At 32.5% G+C, this 23678-nt stretch carries 24 protein-coding genes and 1 pseudogene; 7 read left to right on the forward strand and 18 right to left on the reverse strand.

Features of this window, described 5'->3' with window-relative positions; translation table 11 throughout:
* Nucleotides 1–57: 57 nt before the first annotated feature.
* The 4 genes and pseudogenes from Q9306_RS09220 to recQ all read right to left on the reverse strand — a co-directional run bounded on the left by Q9306_RS09220 (nt 58) and on the right by recQ (nt 4020).
* A complete protein-coding gene (locus tag Q9306_RS09220; protein WP_306197501.1) occupies nt 58–345 on the reverse strand; it encodes a hypothetical protein in 288 nt (95 codons plus the stop codon).
* 559 nt (nt 346–904) lie between these two features.
* Nucleotides 905–1114, reverse strand: a pseudogene (locus Q9306_RS09225) (hypothetical protein); the annotation flags it as partial.
* A gap of 16 nt (nt 1115–1130) precedes the next feature.
* Complete coding sequence (locus Q9306_RS09230) at nt 1131–1601, reverse strand: DinB family protein (RefSeq protein ID WP_306197503.1); 471 nt, start codon at nt 1599–1601, stop codon at nt 1131–1133.
* A gap of 301 nt (nt 1602–1902) precedes the next feature.
* Nucleotides 1903–4020 carry a DNA helicase RecQ gene (gene recQ / locus Q9306_RS09235; RefSeq protein WP_306197506.1) on the reverse strand — a complete coding sequence of 706 codons (2118 nt, stop codon included), beginning with the start codon at nt 4018–4020 and terminating at the stop codon, nt 1903–1905.
* Nucleotides 4021–4316: 296 nt separating this feature from the next.
* Between recQ and Q9306_RS09240 the strand changes: the two genes are divergently transcribed.
* On the forward strand, nt 4317–4688 hold the full coding sequence (locus Q9306_RS09240) for a cytoplasmic protein (RefSeq protein WP_306197508.1): 372 nt from the start codon (nt 4317–4319) through the stop codon (nt 4686–4688).
* A gap of 76 nt (nt 4689–4764) precedes the next feature.
* Here Q9306_RS09240 and Q9306_RS09245 read toward each other — a convergent pair whose 3' ends face one another.
* Nucleotides 4765–5217 carry a DUF6884 domain-containing protein gene (locus tag Q9306_RS09245; RefSeq protein WP_306197511.1) on the reverse strand — a complete coding sequence of 151 codons (453 nt, stop codon included), beginning with the start codon at nt 5215–5217 and terminating at the stop codon, nt 4765–4767.
* A gap of 461 nt (nt 5218–5678) precedes the next feature.
* Nucleotides 5679–6611, reverse strand: coding sequence for a manganese-dependent inorganic pyrophosphatase (gene ppaC, locus Q9306_RS09250; RefSeq protein ID WP_306197513.1), 933 nt, complete (start codon nt 6609–6611; stop codon nt 5679–5681).
* A gap of 245 nt (nt 6612–6856) precedes the next feature.
* On the opposite strand from ppaC, the gene Q9306_RS09255 reads away from it, so the two are divergent.
* A complete protein-coding gene (locus tag Q9306_RS09255; RefSeq protein ID WP_306197515.1) occupies nt 6857–7681 on the forward strand; it encodes an alpha/beta fold hydrolase in 825 nt (274 codons plus the stop codon).
* Nucleotides 7682–7768: 87 nt separating this feature from the next.
* On the opposite strand, the gene Q9306_RS09260 is transcribed toward Q9306_RS09255, so the two are convergent.
* Both Q9306_RS09260 and Q9306_RS09265 read right to left on the reverse strand, forming a co-directional pair.
* Complete coding sequence (locus Q9306_RS09260) at nt 7769–8077, reverse strand: YxcD family protein (protein WP_306197517.1); 309 nt, start codon at nt 8075–8077, stop codon at nt 7769–7771.
* Entirely contained in the window at nt 8065–8517 is a 453-nt protein-coding gene (locus Q9306_RS09265; RefSeq protein WP_306197519.1) for a hypothetical protein, read from the reverse strand. The genes Q9306_RS09260 and Q9306_RS09265 overlap by 13 nt, the downstream gene beginning before the upstream one ends.
* A 263-nt stretch (nt 8518–8780) precedes the next feature.
* Between Q9306_RS09265 and Q9306_RS09270 the strand changes: the two genes are divergently transcribed.
* On the forward strand, nt 8781–9542 hold the full coding sequence (locus tag Q9306_RS09270; protein ID WP_306197521.1) for a DUF1836 domain-containing protein: 762 nt from the start codon (nt 8781–8783) through the stop codon (nt 9540–9542).
* A gap of 34 nt (nt 9543–9576) precedes the next feature.
* Here Q9306_RS09270 and Q9306_RS09275 read toward each other — a convergent pair whose 3' ends face one another.
* From Q9306_RS09275 to Q9306_RS09285, 3 genes are all read right to left on the reverse strand, one after another.
* Entirely contained in the window at nt 9577–10128 is a 552-nt protein-coding gene (locus Q9306_RS09275) for an MFS transporter (RefSeq protein ID WP_306197524.1), read from the reverse strand.
* Complete coding sequence (locus tag Q9306_RS09280) at nt 10125–11561, reverse strand: FAD-binding oxidoreductase (protein WP_306197526.1); 1437 nt, start codon at nt 11559–11561, stop codon at nt 10125–10127. Before Q9306_RS09280 ends, Q9306_RS09275 begins: the two co-directional genes overlap by 4 nt.
* Nucleotides 11562–12309: 748 nt before the next feature.
* Nucleotides 12310–13293: a DNA-binding protein gene (locus Q9306_RS09285; RefSeq protein WP_306197528.1), complete on the reverse strand. Its 984-nt coding sequence runs from the start codon at nt 13291–13293 to the stop codon at nt 12310–12312.
* A 372-nt stretch (nt 13294–13665) separates the two neighbouring features.
* On the opposite strand from Q9306_RS09285, the gene Q9306_RS09290 reads away from it, so the two are divergent.
* Entirely contained in the window at nt 13666–14805 is a 1140-nt protein-coding gene (locus tag Q9306_RS09290) for a tyrosine-type recombinase/integrase (protein ID WP_371932366.1), read from the forward strand.
* Between the two features lie 58 nt (nt 14806–14863).
* On the opposite strand, the gene Q9306_RS09295 is transcribed toward Q9306_RS09290, so the two are convergent.
* Together Q9306_RS09295 and Q9306_RS09300 are read right to left on the reverse strand one after the other, a co-directional pair.
* Nucleotides 14864–15094, reverse strand: coding sequence for a hypothetical protein (locus Q9306_RS09295; protein ID WP_306197533.1), 231 nt, complete (start codon nt 15092–15094; stop codon nt 14864–14866).
* 265 nt (nt 15095–15359) lie between these two features.
* Nucleotides 15360–16217, reverse strand: coding sequence for a DegV family protein (locus Q9306_RS09300; RefSeq protein WP_306197536.1), 858 nt, complete (start codon nt 16215–16217; stop codon nt 15360–15362).
* Nucleotides 16218–16513: 296 nt separating this feature from the next.
* On the opposite strand from Q9306_RS09300, the gene Q9306_RS09305 reads away from it, so the two are divergent.
* Entirely contained in the window at nt 16514–16834 is a 321-nt protein-coding gene (locus tag Q9306_RS09305) for a hypothetical protein (RefSeq protein WP_306197537.1), read from the forward strand.
* Between the two features lie 243 nt (nt 16835–17077).
* On the opposite strand, the gene Q9306_RS09310 is transcribed toward Q9306_RS09305, so the two are convergent.
* Complete coding sequence (locus tag Q9306_RS09310; protein WP_306197539.1) at nt 17078–18853, reverse strand: SgrR family transcriptional regulator; 1776 nt, start codon at nt 18851–18853, stop codon at nt 17078–17080.
* Nucleotides 18854–18953: 100 nt separating this feature from the next.
* On the opposite strand from Q9306_RS09310, the gene Q9306_RS09315 reads away from it, so the two are divergent.
* Nucleotides 18954–20165 (forward strand): MDR family MFS transporter, encoded by a 1212-nt coding sequence (locus tag Q9306_RS09315; protein ID WP_306197541.1) that lies wholly within the window; start codon nt 18954–18956, stop codon nt 20163–20165.
* Nucleotides 20166–20186: 21 nt separating this feature from the next.
* Here the strand turns inward: Q9306_RS09315 and Q9306_RS09320 are convergent, their stop codons facing one another.
* The 3 genes from Q9306_RS09320 to Q9306_RS09330 all read right to left on the reverse strand — a co-directional run bounded on the left by Q9306_RS09320 (nt 20187) and on the right by Q9306_RS09330 (nt 21851).
* Complete coding sequence (locus Q9306_RS09320) at nt 20187–20582, reverse strand: cytosolic protein (RefSeq protein ID WP_098917800.1); 396 nt, start codon at nt 20580–20582, stop codon at nt 20187–20189.
* Between the two features lie 102 nt (nt 20583–20684).
* The gene (locus tag Q9306_RS09325) at nt 20685–20933 is read right to left on the reverse strand and encodes a GlsB/YeaQ/YmgE family stress response membrane protein (RefSeq protein ID WP_020061819.1); all 249 of its coding nucleotides are present in this window, start codon (nt 20931–20933) and stop codon (nt 20685–20687) included.
* A 135-nt stretch (nt 20934–21068) separates the two neighbouring features.
* Complete coding sequence (locus Q9306_RS09330) at nt 21069–21851, reverse strand: TrmB family transcriptional regulator (protein WP_306197546.1); 783 nt, start codon at nt 21849–21851, stop codon at nt 21069–21071.
* 577 nt (nt 21852–22428) lie between these two features.
* Between Q9306_RS09330 and Q9306_RS09335 the strand changes: the two genes are divergently transcribed.
* Nucleotides 22429–23199, forward strand: a complete 771-nt coding sequence (locus Q9306_RS09335; RefSeq protein WP_306197548.1) for a sulfite exporter TauE/SafE family protein — start codon at nt 22429–22431, stop codon at nt 23197–23199.
* 66 nt (nt 23200–23265) lie between these two features.
* Here Q9306_RS09335 and Q9306_RS09340 read toward each other — a convergent pair whose 3' ends face one another.
* Entirely contained in the window at nt 23266–23451 is a 186-nt protein-coding gene (locus Q9306_RS09340) for a DUF3970 family protein (protein ID WP_251228824.1), read from the reverse strand.
* Between the last annotated feature and the right edge of the window lie 227 nt (nt 23452–23678).

A 23678-nucleotide genomic window follows, 5' to 3' on the forward strand; every position in this document is an offset into this window, starting at 1 on the left:
TTACTTCATGGATTTCTTACAAAAATCTAGATGGTACTGTATTTGAAAATAATCATTCTAGTTTTCCGAATCATTCCACTGACGACTTATTTCTAGACCATAATCCATATCGTAAACTTCTTTTATAGCTTTAACTTTTTCAAGACTTTCCTCGCTAAACACAGGTTTGTTTTCAAAAGAATGAAGAACTATTCTTTCAAGAAGAACTCCTAGTGAAATATCATGATACTCTGCCATTGCTTTCAAAACTTTTACCATTCTTTTTTCCATCCTAATTCCAGTTTGTACACGTTCAACTTTAATTTTTTGATCTTTTCCATTCATTTGTTTATTATGTTGTTTCATAATTTCACATCCTTCTCGTCAAAAATTCTATTTTGTTACCTATATAACAATGTACCATTATAACAATATTACGTGTTTTGTCAACTGTGGCATTTATCGATTTAACATAATAGTAATTTCTATCCATATAATAAAAAAAACGCTATTCTGTTTACAGAAATATACAAAAGGGATAGCGTTTTTGATATGAATTTATCGATTTCTGATGAACTAGAATTAGTTTCTAAAGAATTGCAACGATATGATACCTTTATTTATTTCTACCCAAATAGAGAAAAATACTTTTCAAATTCACCTTCAAAAATCATTATCAAAAACAAAATGCCATAACATATTAGTCATATATAATATGTTATGGCATTTATATTTTAAGTTTTTTTGAATTTAGGTAGTGATAACATGCAAACAATCACCTTTATACGATATAATTGGATTACTAAATATTTTCTTATTATTAAAGGATCACCTTCTCAAAATAGAATAGTTAAAAGGCGTATTCCATAAACAGGATACGCCTTTTTTATTTCATTGTTACTATAACAAAAACAATTCCTTATCACTAATTAAATTTAGAAAGAGTGAATTTGGCTGTAAAATTCATTTTCTTAATAAATGAAGGATTCACCCCTGCTTGAATTTGTACAGAAGTATTACCGTCTTTTTGCGCTTTGAATACGCTCCCATAAGGTGAATTAGCATTGTATGTACCAATTACTTAATTGTCCACATCAAAGACTGTATAAGAAATCGGGAATCCTGAATTTTTAAGGAGCTAAGTTAGTTTACTAATTCTTTACTCCTGTATGTTCAATGATACGCTTCATTGCTTGAATTTGCCCTAAGTGATTTGCTTCATGCATTAATGTAAGCCCGGCTAATTCCCCAAAGGTTTCAAGTCCCATAAATGGTTTTTCCAGCGTTTCATTTAACCGTTCAGCAGGAATTTGTTGAAGACGTACTAACTGATCTTTCAACTCTATAATAAGTTTATCTACAGTAGGTACATCTTCTTCCCAATCAGCCGGCTTTGTACCGTTTCCAAATAATTCGATATAATTTGCGGGAAGATGGGTCGTTTTATGTGGAAAGCCAAGCATAAACTGTTCAGCAACCGTTAATACATGGCCAATATGCCATTGGATCGTGTTGTTAAAACCGTCTGGCTGCACATTTACGATATCCTTCGAAAGTGATTCTACGTTTTTAATAAAATAACCTCTTGTCATCTTAAATTGTTTAAATACTAGTTTATCCATACCTTACTCCCCTTTCAAATCTCTCTCATTCCTTAATATATGAAAAATCTAGATACATTAGAAGACATATAAAACAAATATTGATTCTATATGAATCCATTTTGATTTTCCGACATATAGATTGCTGCTATGCAGACAAAAAGGAGATTCCACTCGCTTTCTCCCTTTGTTTAAACTTCGCATGTGGCAGGAAAAGGCACTGACCGCTTCTATGCTTGGCCAGGCGCTCTCGTCCACCTAAAAAAGATGGTTTTATGTCGTTTTTTAAATTTCTATATATATAGTCTTTACTATCACACTACTATTTCTTCATTTGTAAATAAGCGCGAATCATAAAATAACTTATATAATCAGGAAGTTGTTCTTTAATAGCCTTCAGTCCACCATCAGCGTTCTCAATTGCGGTTGCAATTATAGATTCATATTCTTTCGGTACAAACCTTGGCCAATCTACGTCCATTCCTTCTTCAAAACAACGAATTAGATGATTTTCTACAGTTTGCAAAGACAACTCACGTAGTTCAGCAATATGAGAAAGCTCTTTCTCTTGTTCATACATTTCATATGTTGCATGATGAGAATTTTTCATTGCTTTTTTTGACTGCTTACGTTCAGTTATAACTTCGGTCTTAATCATCGCTTCTATATCGGGATTCTGTTCGATAAAATTTGTGATAACTTGCAAAAATACATTTCCATATTTATCAAGTTTATGCTCCCCAATTCCTTTTACCCCTAGCATTTCCTCTAATGTTTTCGGTAGTTTTGCACACATATCTTGCAATGTTTGGTCAGAGAAAATAACAAATGGCGGTACTCCTTCTCCTTGGGCAATTTCTTTACGCACATGACGTAACTCTTCGAATAGTGGATGATCTTTCACTATTTGTTTTGTTTCTACTCTTTCTTTTTGGAAAATAAGTTGGTTCCCAAGTAAAACATCTTTTCCTTTTGCCGTTACTTTTAATGTTGGATACGTACCATGTTCAACAGCAATGAGTTCTTCTGAGATTAAAAACTCAATGAAATCACTCACTTCTTTTACACTTTGATTTGACAGCAGCCCATACGTTGGTAACGTGTGAAAATTAAATTCCATTACCTTTTTATTTTTCGATCCTGTTAATACTTGCGCAATCATTTGCTTACCGAAACGTTGATTTGTTCTAATCATGCATGACAGTACCATTTGTGCTTCTTTTGTAACATCGACACTATTTCGATCGTCTGTACAATTGCCGCAGCGGCCGCAATCTTGTTTTGGCTCTTCCCCAAAATATTGTAGAACGAATGATTGTAAGCAATTCTCTGTATGGCAATAATCTGTCATATGTTGCAATTTTTCTAATTCATTAGAAAATCGAGACGTTCCTGTTGATTGATCAATTAAATAACGTTGTACTTGCACATCTTGCGGTGAATATAGCAAGATACATTCACTATCTAACCCATCACGTCCAGCACGTCCTGCTTCTTGATAATAACTTTCCATGTTTTTTGGAAGTTGATAATGAATCACATACCGAATGTTCGATTTGTCAATTCCCATACCAAATGCCGATGTCGCAATCATTACATTTACTTCGTCTCGTAAAAAACGTTCTTGCTGTTCATTTCGGTCATTATCACTCATACCAGCATGATAACGTGCGACCGAAACGTCTTCTTTATTTAATTTTTCATACAGCCCATCAACAACTTTACGCGTCGCTGCATAAATAATTCCCGCTTCTTTTTTGTTTTGACGAATATAACATGATAAAAAGGCATCACGGTCCTGTCCCTTTACAACGGAAAACGATAAATTTTCTCGTTCAAAAGTCGTCAAAATTGTATTCTGTTCTGCTATTCCTAAAGCGCTGCAAATATCTTGTCGTACTTGGGGCGTTGCTGTTGCTGTCAATGCAAGTATGATTGGCTGAAATGGAAGATAATCAAGTACACGATGAATATGTAAATAGCTCGGACGAAAATCATGTCCCCATTGCGAAATACAGTGTGCTTCATCAATTGCAATTAATGGGATCTTCATATCAATAAGTTGATCAATAAAATCAATTGAATCCAGACGCTCTGGTGCAATATATAACAATTTATAATGCCCCTGTTTCGCTAGTTGTATGCGCTGATTTGCTTCCGTAATTGAAATAGAACTGTTAATGTATGTTGCTGGAATACCATTTTGAGTTAAGGTATCAACTTGATCTTTCATCAAAGAAATAAGTGGAGAAATAACTAATGTTGTTCCCTCTAACACTAATGCTGGAATTTGATAGCATAAAGATTTTCCGCCGCCTGTTGGCATAATGCAAACGGTATCTCTTCCATCCAATATATTTTTAATCGTTTCATCCTGCCCTCTACGGAATGACGAGTAGCCAAAATAGGAAGCTAAAAGTTCTTGTGCTTTTGTAAACAAAAAAGATTCACCTGCTTTTCTTAGTCTTTCATCTATTAGCATTATATCATTAGTTAAAAGTCATTGTACTCTATACTTCTCCAATAAAATTAACAGATTCTTCTCTCAATCCACCTTCCCCCTTTACATTTAACATATATCGATATATTTTATTAGTATCTTTTTGTATACTGGATGAGACCCCACCTTAAAATTTGGCAAAGTAAAAGAAATTAGATGGGAGATATGCTACCCGTAAAAGCCCGATTAGTGAAGGCTGATTAAAGTTTCACTTTATATTTATAGGAGGCAACACATTGATAAACGCAATAGGTATCGCTTTTATTCTTTCTAATAAGCCTGAAAAGAAGAAAAAAGTTTATCTTAATGATAGATTTGCACTAATAGACGTATTTGAATCTAAAGATGTATATGATTCTGAAGGTAACCTACTAGTAGAGCTAACATGTAAATATAGCGTTTATTTAGATGAAAAATACTATTGTAAATCTCTTGAAGACTATACTGGACAAATATTCCCTTTCCTAAAGGAAAAAATCGGAAAAGGCCTTGTTAGAAATTTAAATTATTACTCTTCACATATTGATATATACGATAAAAAACCACCAGTTAAAGAGATAAGAAATCTTATGGAGCAAGTGATAAACTATTACCAACATTTAGAATAAAGGGGGATCCCTAATGCCCCTTTATTTTTCAATAACTACTTATTAATCTGCTTCATAAATTAAATTCTTTTACCTTTTACTGAATCTCGTTATGATTTTCAACTGCCTTATTCAGCCTCTGCATCATATATCCAATCCCTTTACAGCCTTCTAATGGATAAGAAATGATCTCTTCTGGATATAACTTTGTCACTACTTTTTTATGCTTCTTGCCTGCAAGCAGAACAATTTCATCAAAGCCTAGTAAGTCTTTATCAATCATCTGTTTTTTTAGTTGTTCTATACTAATAATCTCACTACTTTTCGAATTAAAAGCAAGATTATAGTTTTCTTTCACTATATCGGTTGGCAGTAAAAATCCATGCTTTGCAGATAAAATAACCCAGTGTGTAAAAAATTGAGAAGCATACGCTTGGCACACTTTTCCGAATGGACTAATGTACACTTCTCTCGCTTCTGTCAGTCCCATATCAGGGCACTTATCCCAAATCTTCTTTTTCCCACATGGAATTATACATAGTCTTTTCATTGTTACATTCTTACCTCTTTTCTCTTTCAACCCTATATAATTTTCTTCATTTTTTCATTATTATTTTTAAGAAATGACATAAGTAATTATATGAATCCACTTTAATTTTTCGACATATAAGAATGCGGCTGTGCAGAAGAGCCTGCACTTGCTTTCTCCCTTTGTTTTACCTTGCGTGTGGCAGGAAAGGGCTACATGGCCAGATGCTCTCGCTCACCGAAAATGAATGGCTTTATGTCCGTTTTTTAATTTGGATTTATATAGCAATAAAATCATAGCATTTTTTATTCACAAATAAAAATATCAGGTTTTTCAATTCTCCCTACTCAAATTCCATCTTTCCTATATGAAACATTAAAATAACAGACTTTAATATCCGAATTTTTATGCCTCCTAAAAACAAAAAAAGAACAAGTAGACTGTATATCTGCTTGTTCTTTCCTTTTCGTCCAAAGCTTCTCTTATAGAGTTTGGAATGTTTCTGTTAATACAGGAACGATTTGTTTTTTACGTGAAACAACACCTTTTAAAGTAGCTGTGTTGTTTTCTAACGTTACGTTGTATGCTTTCTCAACAACTTGTGCTGCTTTACCAATTGCAAGACCAACAGAGTCGTTTGTTAAAATATCTGTTACAACGAATAAGAATAGGTCTAAACCTTTTTCTTCAACTACTGCAGAGATTACTTTTTCTAATTCTGCTTGGTGTACAAGAACGTCATTTGTATCAACAGCGTTTACTTGTGCGATTTCAACTTTTGCAGTGCCCATTTGGAACTCTTTTGCATCAAGAGAAATTAATTGTTCCATTGTTTTACCGCTTAAATCCGCACCAGCTTTTAACATTTCTAAGCCGTAGCTTTCAGCATCTACACCAGCGATCTTTGCTAGTTCACGAGCCGCTGCTACGTCTTGGTCTGTGCAAGTTGGAGATTTAAATAGTAAAGAATCAGAAATGATTGCAGATAACATTAATCCTGCAACTTCTTTACGAACTGCAACGCCGTTTTCTTTGTACATTTTATTTAAAATTGTAGCTGTACAACCAACAGGCTCACAACGGTAGTATAAAGGATCGCTCGTTTCAAAGTTAGCAATACGATGATGATCGATTACTTCTAATACACGAACAGATTCGATATCATTCGCGCTTTGTTGGCGTTCGTTATGGTCAACTAAAATAACATTGTCCACTTCGTTTGCAACTGTCTCAACAAATCGTGGTCCTTCTACTTTAAAATAATCTAAAGCAAATTGTGTTTCACCGCTGATTTCACCTAAACGAACAGGTTCAGCATCCATTCCTAATTCTTTCTTTAGCTCTGCATATGCAATTGCAGAACAAATTGCATCTGTATCTGGGTTTTTATGCCCGAAAATAAGTACTTTTTCCATGATTTCACCTCTCTACAAAAGGATATCTTAAAGGGCAGGATATGACAATATTTTAGGCGAATTTTTTTAGAAATAATCGAGGTTTCTTTTAAAATTACGTAAAAAATAAAGATTCTGTACCGATATATAAGACTATTTCGTAAAAAAGTCGATGGTATTTTTTTGAAGCTTTGAATACATAGCTGCAATAAAGCATATTTTCGAATATATAACTTATTTTCTTTTTGAAAAGGAGGCTGATATACATGCCTTATATGGAACTTGATAACGAAGTGAATATATATTATGAAGATCAAGGAAAAGGAATCCCAATTATATTTGTACATGGAGTTTGGATGAGCAGTCGTTTTTTTCATAAACAACTACCGTATTTTAGTGAGAATTACCGTGCGATTTCACTTGATTTACGAAGTCATGGCCGTTCTTCACACGTTCAATACGGGCATACAATTACAAACTATGCTCGTGATCTACAGGCATTTATCGAAAAATTATCTCTTGAGAACGTTGTTTTAGTTGGCTGGTCTATGGGAGCATTTGTTGTTTGGGAATATTTAAAACAATTTGGAGAAAACAATGTAAAAGCCTCAGTTATCGTAGATGAACTAGCCTCTGATTTTAAATGGGCTGATTTTCCAATTGGAGCTTTTGATCTTCCGGCCCTTATTCATATTATGCGAGAAATGCAAATGAATCGAGTTAACTTCTTGAAAGAATTTATATCATTAATGTTCAAACATCCCCTTTCTGAAGATGATTTTGAGTGGATATTACAAGAAGTCACAAAAATCCCGGAGTCTACCGCAAGTGCTATTTTGTTCGACCAGTCTGTTGTGGATTATCGAGACTTCCTAGCTCAAATTACGATCCCTACTTTACTTTGTTTCGGCAAAGAAGAAAAGCTCATTCCTGTTGCAGCAGGCGAACATTTACACAAGCACCTTCAAAACTCTCAGCTTATCATTTTTGAAAATAGCTGTCATTGTCCATTTTTAGAAGAAGCGGACCATTTTAATAAAGTAGTAGATCATTTCATTCAGTCTATAAAAAACAATAAAACACCTTTATGAAAACCCCTTTTGATTACTAAACATATATACTCATATACAAACAAAAAATAGCTGCTGAGACCGTTCATCTCAACAGCTATTTTTATATTACTCATAAGAATTATTTAAATTCGCATACGCGATAATACCTTCTTCATCATGTAATTCAAGCTGTAATCTTGCAGCAAATGGATTAATGTTATATTCCATATCAAGCCATAAGCGAAGTGCCTCAATTAAATTTGCTTGAATTAAAATTTGTTGACGTCCGTTTACTTCTACTTCAGCCGAAAAACCATAATCGTCATCATACATCAGTTCTACCGACACTTGTTCCGGGGCAACTTGACGTTTTTGTGCAATATATACACAAAGTGCGTTAATCAGCTCTTGTTCAGATATTTTTATCGTTTCCATGCTGCTTCTTCCACCTGTTTCTTACGTTGGTTTTTAAAATATTTGAAGGCGCGAACTACTAGCATAATAATACCAGCCATTACTAGCATATTGACCATAAATGCTAATACAGAGCCAAGAACTCCCATGTTAGCAAATAAGCTTCCCATTAATAAACCACCAAGACCACCAAGTAAAAGACCTTTCATAAAGCTTCCTTTATTACTTTTTGGTGCCGTATTTGTTGCTTTTGCTTTTGAATCTGTTGTTTTATTTGCATTTACATTAGAATCTTTTTTATTCAAATCTACTTTTGATTTTTGTGTTTGACTTGAACTTGGACTATATGATTTTTTACCAGATTTGTAGCTTTTTGCGTAAGCACTATCTACTGAAATGAAACTACTTGCGGCAAAGACAAACATAAATGCTGTCAATATTGTAACCATTTTTTTTAACATTTACTATTCATTCCCCTTCTTCTATAAATGTATATCATAGCTATCCTTCTCTTAATTTATGAAAAAGATAGATGATTTTTAAAGTTAATCAAAGAGTTCTTATGAACTTATTATATGAACTTTCACAAGAATAATCAAGAGTTATTTATTAAAATTATTAACTTGATTAACTACAAGAGCAATCGTGAAAATAAAATTGACTTTATATAGAACAATGCATAATATAAGTTCATAAGAACCTTTATATTATTGGAGGTGAAAAGATGGAAACATTTCATCTCACACGTAGCGAAATGGGGATGCTCCTTCTTTCTCTTAGAGGATGGAATACAAAAAAGCCTCTTGCAATTTTACAAGAAGCCTGGGCAAAGTCACATAAAGAAGATATTGAAAGCGGTCAAAGTTTTACAGCCATTATTACAACTGCATTAGCACCTATTTTTGAAAAACTGATTAAAATCGAAGAAACGGATATTGGATTCTCATTAAACGAAATTGTAGCTCTAGGGAATCAAATTGAAAATACTAACTTTTCTATTACAGCACTCCAAAATTGGGTGAAACGTGATATAAAAGAAATGATTGGCTCTCCGCAAAAGGGGAAAAAATATTCAATTGAACAAGCGGCCTTATTATTTATTGTAGAAGATTTAAAAACAACGCTCGATTTTGACTCTATCCGAAAGTTGTTAAAGCTTATCGTGAATGACCCTGCAGATCGCACTGATGATTTAATTAACCCTATACAATTATATGTTTTTTACTCTTCTTTATTTGAAAAATTAAATCAACGAGGTTACATTCAATTCAATACAACGAATACGATTTATACGATTGAACAAACAATAAAAGAAAATGCCGATGAGTTAGCAGCTAAAATTGAGCATATAAACAAGGAACAGCGCGAAGCCATTCGAAATGCAATTGTTATTGCAACGTTATCAGTTCATACTGCGTATGTTCAAAGATTAGCGAAACGATACGTATCAGCTACGCTGTTTTTACAGCACTTAAATGTGAATTAAACCTCTGCAAACCGCATATAACCGAAAACAAATGTTATCGGTTATATGCGGTTTTGTTCTTTATTCGGCAAAGTACGATCCCACTTATCATATATAGAATAGAAGCGACGTAAAAAATCGTTCCAATCGTTAAAAAATCCACCAAATACCCTGTTAAAATAATGGCTATCGCTGCTCCTAAAGATGTCCAAATATGATATTTTCCAATTTCATAGCCAGCTTCTTTACGTTCTATTTTTCGTACAAGCGATGTTTTTTCTGCATTTTTCTGCATAGCCCCTAACAATCCCATCATAATTTGCAAAATATATACATGCCAAACTTCTGTCGCGATTGGAAAACATAACATTAACACAGCCATTGACCAGGAATATACAATCAATAGTTTTTTATCACCAAACCGATCAGAAACCTTACCGATTAAAGGATAGGCAAGCGCTGATGTTAATGCAAATAAACCATATGCCCATCCAAATTGTGAAAAGCTATTTCCTACGTTTCTTAGCAATAATACATAAAAAGGAAATACCATACTTCCAGCCATCATAATGAGACTTTGTGAAACTACAAATCTTGTATATGTCATTGACCATACTCCTTGTAAAATAAATTAACAAACCGTTCTTGTGGATCATATTCCCTCTTTTTTTGAAAAAACTCATCTGAACGAGAGTAAGCTTTTTGTAACTGCTGTTTTTCCGGATATTGATAATAAGGCAAATAGTAACTTCCATCATGTTGTAAAGTAACGTTTATCATCTTCTGGATTACTCTTTTTGTTTTTTCTATTTCTTCTTCAGAACGCCCTTGATTAATAAGAAGAACAAGAGCAAACATATCCTCTTTCGCATAGGATAAAACCGCACTTTCGTTTTTTGTCACATACCGAATAGTGATATTAAGAAGGTTTAGTTCGTCATGTCCTAATACATTTCTCAAGTCATCTATATAGGTAGAAAAGTTATCAACTGGAATAAAGTACTCTTGTAAAATTTCTGTACGATTCGGATTTTCATATTCCATGAATGCACTATCTGATCTCATGACGTTATTACGAGTTTCATAGGATCCATCCGTATGTTCAAAATATTTCTTTTGGGTATTCCAAAACATTGTTTTTCCCCAGTCACTGTATCTAGATAACCCAAGAAAAAACTTTGGCAGGGCAACATTCGTCTCTTCTTTTAAGGTACTATATTGCTCTCGCTTTTCTTGATCCGTAGCGAGAACGTAATTTGTCACGTACATCTCACGTAAAAATGAATCTGGTGCAACAGAAATACGTGCTAAATGCATATGCACACCTTCATCACCTTCCACATGTTTCTTAAAATAGGAAATATATTCACGATAGTCTAACGTCTTAGTTCGTATTTGATATAGTTCATCTTCCGTTAATTTTAATGTTACATCTAGAATGAATCCGAATAGACCGTATCCACCTATTACGAGAGAGAATAACTCTGTATTTTCATTTCTACTGACATTTTTTATGTTACCGTCTGCCATTAATAACCGAAATGAATCAACTGTATCTATCAGTGCATCATGCCGAATATCTCGACCATGTACATTTGCACTTAAAGAACCACCTATCGTAAAGATATTTTGCGATTGCATCACTTGAATCGCAAGACCATATGGATTAATCACCTTTTGGATATCATTCCATGTTGCACCGCTTTGCACTCTTATTCTTTTTTGCCCTGGATTAAATTCCAATATTTTATTGTACCTTTTCATATCCAAAACAGTGCCATTTGGATAATATGTATGACCACCTTGCGTATGCTGCATCCCCGCAATAGAGAGCTTTTCATTTGAAGCATTTGCGCCTTGAACCATTTGTTGTAATTTCTTTTCATCTTCAACGTTTTCGATTCGTTTAATTTTTGTTGGAAGTAACCGCCCTGCATCTGCCATTACAGGTTGGGCTAGCTGCATTGTATATGTGTATATAGATACAGTTAGTAAACTTGCGTATATTACTATAGAAAGTATAATTTTACCGATTTTCAAATTACCTCCCCCTTCAATTAAAGTGTAATATTACACTTTAATTGAAATTATATCATTGTTTTTCACGTATAGAAAGTTATATTTTTTATTAATATATATGAATCCATTTTGATTTTCCGACATATAGATTGCTGCTATGCAGAAAAAAAAGGAGATTCCACTCGCTTTCTCCCTTTGTTTAAACTTCGCATGTGGCAGAAAAAGACCCTGACCGCTCCTATGCATGGCCAGATGCTCTCGCCCGCATAAAGTGAAACTTTAATCAGTGGGGGGTTCTTCATCCCCCACTGATTATTAGTTGAACCAATCGGGCTTTTACGGGCAGTTTATCTCCCACCTAACTTCTTTGCTTTCGCCGAATTTTGAGGTGGGAGTATTACTGCCCGTTAATGCGGGATAAAAAGAAAGAGGTTTTTATGTCGATTTTTTAATTTGTATTTATATAGATACCTTTTTCATTTTCTTTATAAAGATGTATAAAGAAATGTTATTGATTCTTTGCTATCCCACTTAATTATTCAGAACATAAAATTATTATGTAAACTATATGCAAATTAATTTACTTCAAAATATAACCAAATCAATTTAAGGCTTTTATAAACCTCTTTTCGGGGCTTTATATAAGTTGAACCTTATCATATTGTTTTATAGATTATCTCCTCTTAAAAAAGAATCTGAAAGGTCATTTTTAAAGACATTTTGGATATTTTTGTATATAAAAAGACTTATCAATAACATGATAAGCCTTTTAGTATTTTATTGTATGACGATTTAATTTTTCACGAATTGCAGAAGTAATAAATTCTTCAATTGACATCTTTTCTTCAGTTACAATGTTTGAGATAGATTGATACTCTGATGAAGATAGTACAACACTTTTCGTAACACTATTGCTATCTAAGTAAATATTATTATTTGGCCGTTTTACTAATTTCCCTTCTATTATATAGGGCATAAGAGAATCAATCCACTCTTGTTGGATTTGCATAGGAACTTGAATGAGCGATTGGCGAATTTCAATAATCCAAAAATTGTGTTCTTCTGAAATTCGAAGATTTCGTGGTGAGACATATTGCAATAAAAAATCAATTCGCTGGAAAATATCACTTCGTAAATTGTGTGTTTTCAAAAGACGAAACTTCACGAATTTTTGATGGTGACTTCTCGGTTTGTCTAATAATTGATACGCTGCTAAAAAGCCGCTTTCTTTTGCCTGCTGTAATGTCAGCTCATTTCCAAATTCATCTGTTACGATAATATCTCCTCTTTTTGGAATAGAGGTTATGCGGGCAATTGTATTCCCTTGTATAAATTTTTGAAATAAAACAACATTATATTTTCGAGAATATGTATAAAGACTATTACTATCATCTAATTTTTCAGCCAGATTCTTAACGTCATCTTCTTGTACAAACTTTGTTTCTTTATTTCTATGCATTTGAATTGTATAGGATAACTCCCCTTCTTCAATCCATTTCCATAATTGATACATACTAATATGAAACTGTTTACTTGCTTGGTTTAATGTGATTCCTTCTATACGTAACTGAGATTGTAATGCAGTAACCTCATTTTTTCGAAACAAAAAACTTCCATCCAATCGCCACGTATCTTTATTAATTGGTGTTAATTTATGTTCTCTCATTAATTTCTTAAATGTGAAATTTGAAATACATAAATAATCTTTTACCTCATTTGTATCCATATATTGTTCATATGTTTGATCGTACATAAAAATAAAATCCTTTCTAATCAAAACTAAATATAATTTATATGAAATTAGAATTTAAAATATAAATGTTATACAGTGTAAATTTATTATAACACATATAAAACAAAATTATAATTATAGTATAAACAGACGTAATTTCTTTTTGTTTTTAAATTAAATTTTATATTATTTTAATTCAACTTATGAAAATTAAAATTTATAAATAGATTTTAAATCATAGAAAATGTGTGATTTTCTATGGTTATTAATAACTATTGAATTTTACTTACATAAAATTTAAAATATAATATAGTTATAGTTTATTTTGTTTCATTCATGATATAAGTGAAATAAATAAGGATTTGATATAAAGTGAAATTTAATTTATTACCAATTCAAAATCAACAGTCGTTATTACACAATAAAAATAACAAAGAAAGATTCGCAAATACAATTGCGATATGGAACGAAGATTTTTTAAAGCAAGCTGAAGATCGAAAAGAACAAAATGAACGTCAACATACATACTCATATGAAGGTTTTTCTGACGAAGAAATTTTGTACTATTACTTAAATCGCCAAACGCATTTTGATAAAGAGAAACGAGTGAAAGATACATCTCGTCTTCTCTATTCTAGAGATTTATCACAATTTTATTTTTTTATTAAAGAGCATATGGAATTTTTACAAATGGATGTGGAACATTTCATAGAAGGTAAAGTTTGGATGAATTTACGAAAACGACATATTCGTAATTATCAAAAGTGGCTTGCTGAAGAAGCTATATCCTATCAATCTAACGAAAAATATAAGCCAGCAACAGTAAGTAGAAAGATACGCATTACACGTTCTTTTTTAAAATGGTTATATGAAATTGAATATATTAAAGAGCCTTTGTACATTGATATACTAAGTACAACGATAACACAAAAACATAAACCAAAAAGAGAGTTATCTTATGAAGAAGTAAAACAATTGCTTTCCTATTATAAAGATAATCCTATCAATTATGCCTTGCTTTCAATATTGGCAACAACCGGATTACGTGTTGCTGAAATTGCGCATGCAAGGTGGGAAGATTTAGAATATGATGCATTACGCGATCGCTATTTTCTTTATGTGAATACAAAAGGAGATTCTGAACGAATTGTACCCATTAATAAGGCAGTGTTTGAGAGAATCATTGCTTTTCGAAGACGACGACGCCTGCCAATTGAATTAGGAATTAATCATGGCGGTACAATTTTTCAAACAAAAAATCATACAGCGTATAAAGAAAATTACCTATCTCAATATATTACGAAGATTATAAAAGAAACTGATCTATCTTTTACAAAGAATGAAAAAATAACCCCCCATTTCTTTAGGCATTTTTATGTTCAATATTTATATGACTATAAACAATTACCACCGCATATTATCGCCGCAGCTGTTGGGCATAAAGATGATAGAACAACGAAAGAAAATTATTTGAAGCAGCGATTGATGAAAGATCATGACGCGGGGAATTTAATTAGTGATGATGAATTTTAAGTATAAAAGAAGAAGAGCATATTTACAGCTCTCCCTCTTTTTGTTTACAATAATATAATTATATTAAACTATATCTATTTTGCTTGCGGCCTTTTCCAGTTTCCTTTGTTATATACGATTTCATAACAAGTGTAGTTAAAGAATCTACTAATGTTTTATATGATAAATTCGATAAAACCAGTAAATCATTTGTATATAATATACTATGTTTTTCTAATAGTAATAAAACAAGTCGTTCTGATGGCTTTAATCCCTCATCACTCTCAAGAATAAAGTCAATGTTTTTCATGAAATACCATCCTTAAAACAAAATTTAAACACCTAAATTTCAATATTTATTCTATTAAAATTATATAATAAAATTGTTGTTTTGTCTTAAAAAATATTTACAAGTAGGTGTTATCCCTTTAAAATAGTTATTACTTTTTGGTGTTATTTTTAGTTAAACGGTTATTTATAAAATACATTTATGTTCTCATACTATTTGTAGCATTTTAGTAATTGATACGAATAAAAAAAGAAACAGTCCCTTATTTTAAAGAGACTGTTTCTTTTTATACTTCATTTAAGAAACAGATAGCTAATGTACCCGGACCAGCATGAGCTCCAATAGCTGCACCAATTGAATTTACTACAAATACTTTGCAACCAAATTTCTCGGTAATCATTTCTTTTAATATGTCGACACTTTCTAAATCATCACCGTGTGAAATTCCAATTGTTTGATTTTTAAGGTCCTTACCCCTTGTTTCCATAATCTCAACTATACGTTGAAATACTTTCTTCCGCCCGCGTATTTTTTCCAGTGGAATAAGCTTTCCATCTTCTACATTTAAAATTGGCTTAATATTTAATAAACCACCTAAAAATCCTGCCACTTTACTTAACCGTCCACCACGAACTAAATATTGTAAATCTGCAACAGTGAATATATGTTCCATATGCTCAGTCAAAAATGCAATACGGTTTAAAATTTCTTCTTTTATCGCTCCGTCTTGTGCCATTTTCGCAGCCTCTACTACGACTAATCCTAGGCCAGCTGATACACATTTCGTGTCAATAATTTCTAGAGAAGCATTAGGGTAGGATTCTTTTACTTCCTCTTTTACGAGTACAGAGGATTGATATGTGCCAGAGAGCTCAGAAGAAAAAGCTAAATAAATACAGGTGATATTCTGTTTTGCATATGTAGTAAATACTTCTTGAATTTTTTCTAAGGAAGGTAATGATGTTTTATATAATTTTCCTTCTCTCATATTTCGTAGTAAATCAATAGGATCTAGTGTTACACCATCAAAGAATTCGTTTTCTTGTTCATCAAATACACGAAGAGGAATAACCTCTATATCATAAGCTTGGAGCAGGTCCTCCGGTAAATCCGCCGCACTATCTGTAATAATTTTTATTGTCATTGTTTGTTAAACCTCAATTCTTTTCTAAATAAATAGTCCGATTCGTCTCTTCTAAATTATATATGCAATATAAAGATTAAGAAAGCGAAAAATTTTATGCATCGTATTTCTACTTTATTGTATTCAACCAAAGAAGTAACAATGACTTTTTCCTCAAATATAACTAGAAAATCGATAAAAACTTATTTAATTATATCACTTTTTCATTTACAGACATGTTACTGTTTCATGTTTTTCATAAAAAACGTTATAATAATATATAGCCTCTTAGATTAAGAAATAAAGGAGAATAGAATATGGCAAAAATTAAAGTATATCAACCGAAAGAAAAGCATGTAGATGCAGTAAAAAATATAGTTGATGTTGAGGAATTAAATCCATCAGCTACTGATTTACAAAATTTATATGCATGTGTATTAGAAACTGAAGATATGTCTTTACCTGAAACGTACATTGAAGAAGATATTTTAATCGACTCTGTTGAAGGAATGGTAAATGCTTCAGCTAATAAGCTGAAAAATTTAGGAACGTATGATGTGATTGAAGTACATAACAAAGGTAAGAAGTTACAAATTTTATTATTAGCAGATGAAGAATACGAGATTATTGAAGAATAATTTCAATTTAAGTTTCTAAAACAATAAATTAAAAACACTCTCTTCATATGAAGGGAGTGTTTTTAATCAATTTCTAAAAACTTCCCTCTAAATCTTGAGGTAAGACACGGGATAAAGTGGATCTTATATCGTGAATTTCAGTATTCATCTATACTTGTTTATATTCTTTCACAAGTGATTGATTCTTATTTTTGTATGTTTCATGATATTCCACTACTCCAATTTCACACTCTGAACCAATCGTTACATTGTTACGTTATGTTGTTGTTTAAACCATATATAATAAAAATTAATCCATCCCTGAGAGTTAATTGCTACATTTTGTATTGTCTCTTGCGTATGTATTGTCATATTATTTCGATACAAAGGAATGATATGAATATTTTCTAACAGCTCCTGTTCTGTTTCCCCTAACAATTGCAAACGAACACTCCAGTTTTGTTCCTTAAATACACGTTGCAACTTCTCATTTAAATTGAAAGAACTATGCTGATGAAGAAAACTATTTGTCGTTAATAGTAAATATAGATAACTTAATTCCGTATGCTCGCTTATTGTAGCACTATCATGTATCAAATCAGATTCTTGTATTACCCGAGGTGTAAGAAGTTCATGTGCATCTAAAAAAGATAGTTCTATCTTAATTCCATACTTAGCACATTCCCTTTGAATCCAATGTGAATCTTCAGCGTGATCTTGCTCTTGAAAGGTATATAAATATAATGTTTCCCCTCTATACCCGCTAATCCCTAATAAATCTTTAATTGAATTTCTGTTCTTTATTTCAATTGTTTTTCCTAATAACAGATTCGTTGCTACTTCTCCTCGTTCTCCTCTTAAATCATTAAATATTTTCTTGCCATTTATAATTTGTTGTAAGGCTTGTCGAAAAGCTAAATGTTGTATCGGACCTTGCTTTTTTATATTAAGTGTTATGTATGTTACATTCGCTTCTAATTGAGACGTTTCTTTTGGAGCGCTCTTTCTATCATGTTGTATAGAACCGGATAATACTTCATAACCACTATAACTGCTTAAATCTTGTGCGTACCAAAGCTCAATACGATCAAGAAATGGACGCTCGCGAAAATATAAAGGATTTACTTCTAAAATAAGGAGTTCATCATCATTTTTAACAAGTTTGAATGGACCTGTTCCATTTAATAAGTATTGATTAGTCTCTGTTTTATATGATTCGGAAATGATAGAACAATGTTCCCCTCCTAAAATATGTAAAAATAATTCATTTTCTCTTTGTAAGTGAATTTCGATTGTATATTCATTTACGATATGTATTCTTTTAATATCTTGTAGCATCCAGCGATATGGATTGTATTTTGTACTTAAAAAACGATTGAAAGTATACTTGACATCATGTGCAGTAAGCACTTTTTGATTATGAAAATGAACGCCTTTACGGAGATAAAATGTCCATATTTTATGTGTATGATTATATTCCCAATAAAAAGCGAGACGAGGTTCGACTTCATTTGTCAATTCATTATAATGAACGAGCGTATCACAAACGTGCTTAACAATGTGACACTCAGAGCGAAGCGTTACATACATAGGATCTAAACATGTAATTGGCTGCATGCGCATGTTTAGACGTAAAACATCGATTCTTCCTTGAGATGACTGTTCAATGTGGTATCCAAAAAGTGTGTCAATCCATGTTTTGAATTGTTCTAATACATAGGGAAAATGCTCTGCATATGTTTGAATAAAAGCTTTTCCGCTTTTGATTTCGCCCCGCTTCACTAGCGCCTTTCCTTTTTCATAAATAAGCGTTGCCGGATCTTGTAAAAAAGCGATTTTAGACCGATTTCCTCTTCCTCGTCCTGGCAACCAACAAATCCATTTCATTTCTTCTAGTTTTTTTATTGTGAATTTACTATTTCGATCTGTACAATATAATGATTTTGAAATGTCTTGCAGTGATATTTCTATGTTGTCGCCAAGGTCTCTCCCTTTTGCATACTGAAACCAGAGCTGTATGTAATGATCCAAAATTATCATGCCTATCCCCCTAAAAGATGAAAAATTTCTTTGCTTCATTCTACTCTTTTTCCTCTTTCCTTTCCATCATAAAATTTCCATATAGAAAGGAGAGAATGAAATGATGACATTTGCAAAACGTTATAGTAAACCGATATTGATCCGGTTATTTGGAGAACTGTTAACGAGTATAACCGGAGCAATGCTCGCACTTATTTTCATCATATATGTAAACAAAGCTTTAAATGGAAACGCCTTGTTTACTATGTTACTTTTTGGACTACAACCGCTTAGTGAAATTCTCTTTACACTTTTTGGTGGTAGCATTACAGATCGATATGGAAGAAAAAGAATTATTCTAACTGGACTACTCTTACAAGCATTCGCTATGACTGGTTTTATTTTCACCAAATCCGTTATACTATTCGCTTTCTTCTACATTATGAATGGTCTAGGGCGTTCTCTTTATATTCCTGCACAACGAGCACAAATTGCAGATGTAACAGAGAAAGAAAAGCAAGCCGAAGTATTTGCTCTCATTCAAACAGTTGGAGCTGTTGGAGCAATCGTTGGCCCAGCTCTTGGATATCTCTTTTATAAAGATAATCCAACCATACTTTTTATCCTAGAGGCCGCTGCTTTATTTTTTTATTCGTTAATTGTATGGACTCAACTTCCAGAAACAGCTCCAATCCTTCAACATAACGAACAAAAAAACACTTCTATGAAATGGACACATTTTCTCAAGCAACATTATAGCGTGTTTGGACTTATGATTTTTATGCTACCTATCAGTTTTTTCTATGCACAAACGGAAACAAACTATCGACTATATGCTGAAAAAGAATTATTCACCAATTTTATGTTTGTTTTTACATTTATGGCTACATGTAAAGGTATTATGGAGATTGTTTTGCAAGTCGGAATCGTAAAATGGGCAGAGAAATTTTCAATGCAAAAAATTATTGGTATTTCTTATGTTTGCTATACGATCGCTGCGATTGGTTACGGCTACTCCAATACATTATGGTTATTATTTTTCACACTATTAATTTTAACAATCGGTGAAAGTATAGCTTTAAATCATCTATTACGTTTTGTTTCAGAATTAGCACCAGCACATATGCGAGGGATTTATTTCTCTATATACGGTACACACTGGGATATTTCACGGATGCTTGGTCCAGCAGCCGGAGCTTTATTATTACAACACTTTAGCGGGAGTTTCTTATTTAATATGTGTGCCGTTTTTCTCATAATTGGCGGCGCTTGCCAATACCTCTTTATCAATTATATTCTTAAACAAGACAAAACAAAAAGGCTGTCCGCATAAGGAGCAGCCTTTCTTATGTAATTAAGCTTCAATCTCTTTACCATCTTCTACGATGTGATAAAGTAAATGTGCTAAATGATGAATTGGACCGTTTTCTTCCTCTTCTTCATCCGTTTCACCTTGGAACTCAAGATCATTTAAATACAGGGCTACAAATTGATAAAATAGTTTTAAATCAAAACCGTAGCACGCGCTTGGTTCTTCATGATCCCCTTCATATTGAAGCATTAAATATTGCTCATTACCTTCAGCATCTTCCGCATCAAAGAAGACAAAAAACCCTACATTAGTATCTAAATCAAACAGATGACGCGTACCGCCTTCTGTTGCTTTATTAAAATCATCTTCATTTAATTTATAAACAGTCGTTGCTTTTGCATTATCTTCTTGATGAAAATTAACTGTAAATTCTTTCATGTTGACACCTCCAAATGTTATGTCCTTAGCATAACAGATTTACAAATATAACACAAAATTAACGAAAAAGGACTGCTTACATAAGTAAACAGTCCTCCTACTTTACTTTTTCATCATCCGAAGCAAAAAGCTAACAATAAAAATAAGAATAATGGAACCAATTAAAGCTGGGACTATCGAAAAACCACCAATCACAGGACCGAATTTTCCAAGAAGTGATGTACCGATCCAAGATCCAATAATACCTGCAATAATATTTCCAATTACCCCACCAGGAACATCTCTTCCAATGATTAAGCTAGCAAACCAACCTAAAATGCCTCCAATAATTAATGACCATAATAATGCCATGCGCTATTTCCCCCTTAAAATTGTTAACATATCAAATGTGTAATTACTTACGTTTAGTTATGCTACATTTTTATGGAAAAATACGCTAAAACGTTCATGTGAAATAGTAATTTTTTCATTGAAAAATGATTAAGATTAATCACAGAAAAATTTCTCTCTTTCTACAGATATCCATGGTTGTAAATTATCTTTGCTTTCTTGCATCAATCGATTCACTAGTACATCATGCCATATGTAATTTTCTAATAGAGATACATGTACAGAATCATCTGTATAAAAGGTATTTCCATTTTGCTCTACAGGGTGGCCGTAAATCATTTCTTTGCCGTCAATTGAAATAATAAACCATTTTTTTTCGCCGATGTTATCTACGTAATCCGTCTTACGATGAATCACTAAATTTGGTAATGGATTCTTAACTTGAAAGACAATTCCCTTTAGACTGCAAGTTTTTTGCATCTCTTGTAAGTCTTCTTCAAGCTTTCCATACATCGTATCCCACATAGATATGATAATTCTGCTTTGAGCTCGGCGTAGGAGAATACGACAAAATGAAAGGATTGTTTCTTCTCCCTTTATAGTTGTAACACGCGGATCAGCTTTTGGTCTTTGGCTCTCAACTTCTTTTAATTCTTGTTGTACAGATGTATATGTATCTTCCCATTTTTGTTTTATTGACTCTAGAAATACATCAACAGGCAAAGGAGAATATTGTGCAGCTTCATTTACTTCTTCTTTCATCACTACACCCATTTTTTCTAATCCTTCTAACACTTCATAAATACGAGCACGAGGAACACCAGATTGTTTACTTACTTGATAAGCACTTGATGTCCCTAAATATACTAGGGCTACATACGCTTTCGCTTCGTATTGATTAAAACCTAACGATTGAACTTTTTGTAAGATTTTTTCCATAATAACCTTCCTATATAAACATTTTATATAATGATATTACTTCTACACACGATAAACATATAACTACTAAAACTAATAGTATCGTTAAACAACAGTTTAGTAAATAAATTCTATTGTGTTATTAATTGCTAATATTTATTTAAATAATGTAACTACTCAGCTATACCTTTTAGAAATTTAGAAAAGGGTATGATTCTAGTGAAGATGTGTCTCTCTATTACTTATAAATTCATTTTTCGGCATATAGACTGCTGTCATGCAAACAAGAGCAGGAGCCTGCACTTATTGGCTACTTTTCCTTGTGCGTGGCAGGAAAAGGCCCTAACCGCTTCTATGCATCGCCAGTCCCTCTCGACCATTTAAAAAAATGCTTTTCTGTCGGTTTTTCATAAAGTAATTGAGTAGTGACTAAATAAATAAATTTGATTTCTCAGTCCCCCTTATTAGTCATTATTTTCAAATTTTTCATTCACAAACACTTATGATTTTGCTAATATGTATTTAGTCACTACTTTAATAGTGACTAAATATCAAAATCTTTCACTAAAAACAAATTTATATTATAGGGGTAGTTATTATGGAAGATATAAACTTATACACACTAGTTTTTTTAGTACTCTCTGGTTTTTTAGCTGCATTCATCGATTCAGTAGTTGGAGGAGGCGGGTTAATTTCTATTCCGGCCTTACTGTTTACAGGATTACTACCTTCAACTGCAATTGCTACGAACAAATTAGCAAGTTCAATGGGAGCTTTAACAAGTACTATATCGTTTATTAAATTAGGAAAAGTAAATTTTCGACTTGTATCTAAATTATTTCCTTTGACTGTTTTGGGTTCTTTTTTTGGGGCATATGTGGTAAAACATATTTCTTCGCAAATATTAAAACCGTTAATGCTCGTATTATTAATTACAGTTGCTATCTATACCCTTTTAAAAAAAGATTGGGGGAAAGATTCTAAATATAAAGGAATGAGCTGGAAAAGAGGAGCAGTTTTTTCGGTGACAGTATTTATGATTGGATTTTATGATGGATTCTTTGGAGCTGGAACTGGTTCGTTTTTGCTGTTTTCCTTTTTAATGATTGGCTTTGATTTTATTCAGTCAGCTGGCAATGCAAAAGTTCTTAATTTTGGTAGTAACATTGCCGCTCTCATCATGTTTTTATACTTAGATGTTGTGAATTTTTCATATGGAATTCCGATGGGGATTGCTATGATTTTTGGAGCTTTTGTAGGATCAAACTTTGCAATTAAAAAAGGCGTCTCATATGTGAGAATACTGTTTATTGTCGTTACTCTTTTATTAATCGGAAAAAATATTTTAGATTATCTACATATTATTTAATTTATTCAAAAAGGGTACTCCTTCAATCTCATGCAAAATAAAATAACCAAACCTAAATAGGCTTGGTTATTTTATTTCTTCTTTTTGCTTATATGTGAGATATGCTAAAACACTCTTACTATTTGTATACTTCGGATTATTTCCTTTTCGCGGCTCACGTGAATATGTTCTTTCATATCCAGGTACTTCAGGCATATCTTTTAAAAATTGCATAACTTCAGTTTCTGTTCCTTCAATACGTACACGAATCATTGTTATTGCTCCCTGCTATATAAATCAATTTTAATTTTTCGACATAGAAGTTGCTGTTTTGTAGACTGCAACACCACCTGTACTCGCTTTTTCCCTTTGTTTTAAAACATCGCATGTGGCAGGAAAAGGCCCTGACCGCTTAAAGTGTACCCTTTGTAAAGGACATTTTAAAAAAAGCCTAGGCAGTTTTAAGAAGATGATTCCTGAATTGAATAGGGCTCATCTTT

The sequence above is a fragment of the Bacillus multifaciens genome, from assembly GCF_030756675.1.
Classification (GTDB): domain Bacteria; phylum Bacillota; class Bacilli; order Bacillales; family Bacillaceae_G; genus Bacillus_A; species Bacillus_A multifaciens.

Excerpts from the sequence above, each read along its gene's own strand:
- Q9306_RS09340 (WP_251228824.1), bottom strand. The coding sequence starts at position 23,451 with ATGATTCGTGTACGTATTGAAGGAACAGAAACTGAAGTTATGCAATTT.
- Q9306_RS09320 (WP_098917800.1), bottom strand. The coding sequence starts at position 20,582 with ATGAAAGAATTTACAGTTAATTTTCATCAAGAAGATAATGCAAAAGCA.
- Q9306_RS09285 (WP_306197528.1), bottom strand. The coding sequence starts at position 13,293 with ATGTACGATCAAACATATGAACAATATATGGATACAAATGAGGTAAAA.
- Q9306_RS09230 (WP_306197503.1), bottom strand. The coding sequence starts at position 1,601 with ATGGATAAACTAGTATTTAAACAATTTAAGATGACAAGAGGTTATTTT.
- Q9306_RS09275 (WP_306197524.1), bottom strand. The coding sequence starts at position 10,128 with ATGACATATACAAGATTTGTAGTTTCACAAAGTCTCATTATGATGGCT.
- Q9306_RS09265 (WP_306197519.1), bottom strand. The coding sequence starts at position 8,517 with ATGTTAAAAAAAATGGTTACAATATTGACAGCATTTATGTTTGTCTTT.
- Q9306_RS09245 (WP_306197511.1), bottom strand. The coding sequence starts at position 5,217 with ATGAAAAGACTATGTATAATTCCATGTGGGAAAAAGAAGATTTGGGAT.
- Q9306_RS09310 (WP_306197539.1), bottom strand. The coding sequence starts at position 18,853 with ATGATAATTTTGGATCATTACATACAGCTCTGGTTTCAGTATGCAAAA.
- Q9306_RS09255 (WP_306197515.1), top strand. The coding sequence starts at position 6,857 with ATGCCTTATATGGAACTTGATAACGAAGTGAATATATATTATGAAGAT.
- ppaC (WP_306197513.1), bottom strand. The coding sequence starts at position 6,611 with ATGGAAAAAGTACTTATTTTCGGGCATAAAAACCCAGATACAGATGCA.
- Q9306_RS09335 (WP_306197548.1), top strand. The coding sequence starts at position 22,429 with ATGGAAGATATAAACTTATACACACTAGTTTTTTTAGTACTCTCTGGT.
- Q9306_RS09330 (WP_306197546.1), bottom strand. The coding sequence starts at position 21,851 with ATGGAAAAAATCTTACAAAAAGTTCAATCGTTAGGTTTTAATCAATAC.
- Q9306_RS09270 (WP_306197521.1), top strand. The coding sequence starts at position 8,781 with ATGGAAACATTTCATCTCACACGTAGCGAAATGGGGATGCTCCTTCTT.
- Q9306_RS09305 (WP_306197537.1), top strand. The coding sequence starts at position 16,514 with ATGGCAAAAATTAAAGTATATCAACCGAAAGAAAAGCATGTAGATGCA.
- Q9306_RS09260 (WP_306197517.1), bottom strand. The coding sequence starts at position 8,077 with ATGGAAACGATAAAAATATCTGAACAAGAGCTGATTAACGCACTTTGT.
- Q9306_RS09325 (WP_020061819.1), bottom strand. The coding sequence starts at position 20,933 with ATGGCATTATTATGGTCATTAATTATTGGAGGCATTTTAGGTTGGTTT.
- Q9306_RS09315 (WP_306197541.1), top strand. The coding sequence starts at position 18,954 with ATGATGACATTTGCAAAACGTTATAGTAAACCGATATTGATCCGGTTA.
- Q9306_RS09300 (WP_306197536.1), bottom strand. The coding sequence starts at position 16,217 with ATGACAATAAAAATTATTACAGATAGTGCGGCGGATTTACCGGAGGAC.
- Q9306_RS09220 (WP_306197501.1), bottom strand. The coding sequence starts at position 345 with ATGAAACAACATAATAAACAAATGAATGGAAAAGATCAAAAAATTAAA.
- Q9306_RS09295 (WP_306197533.1), bottom strand. The coding sequence starts at position 15,094 with ATGAAAAACATTGACTTTATTCTTGAGAGTGATGAGGGATTAAAGCCA.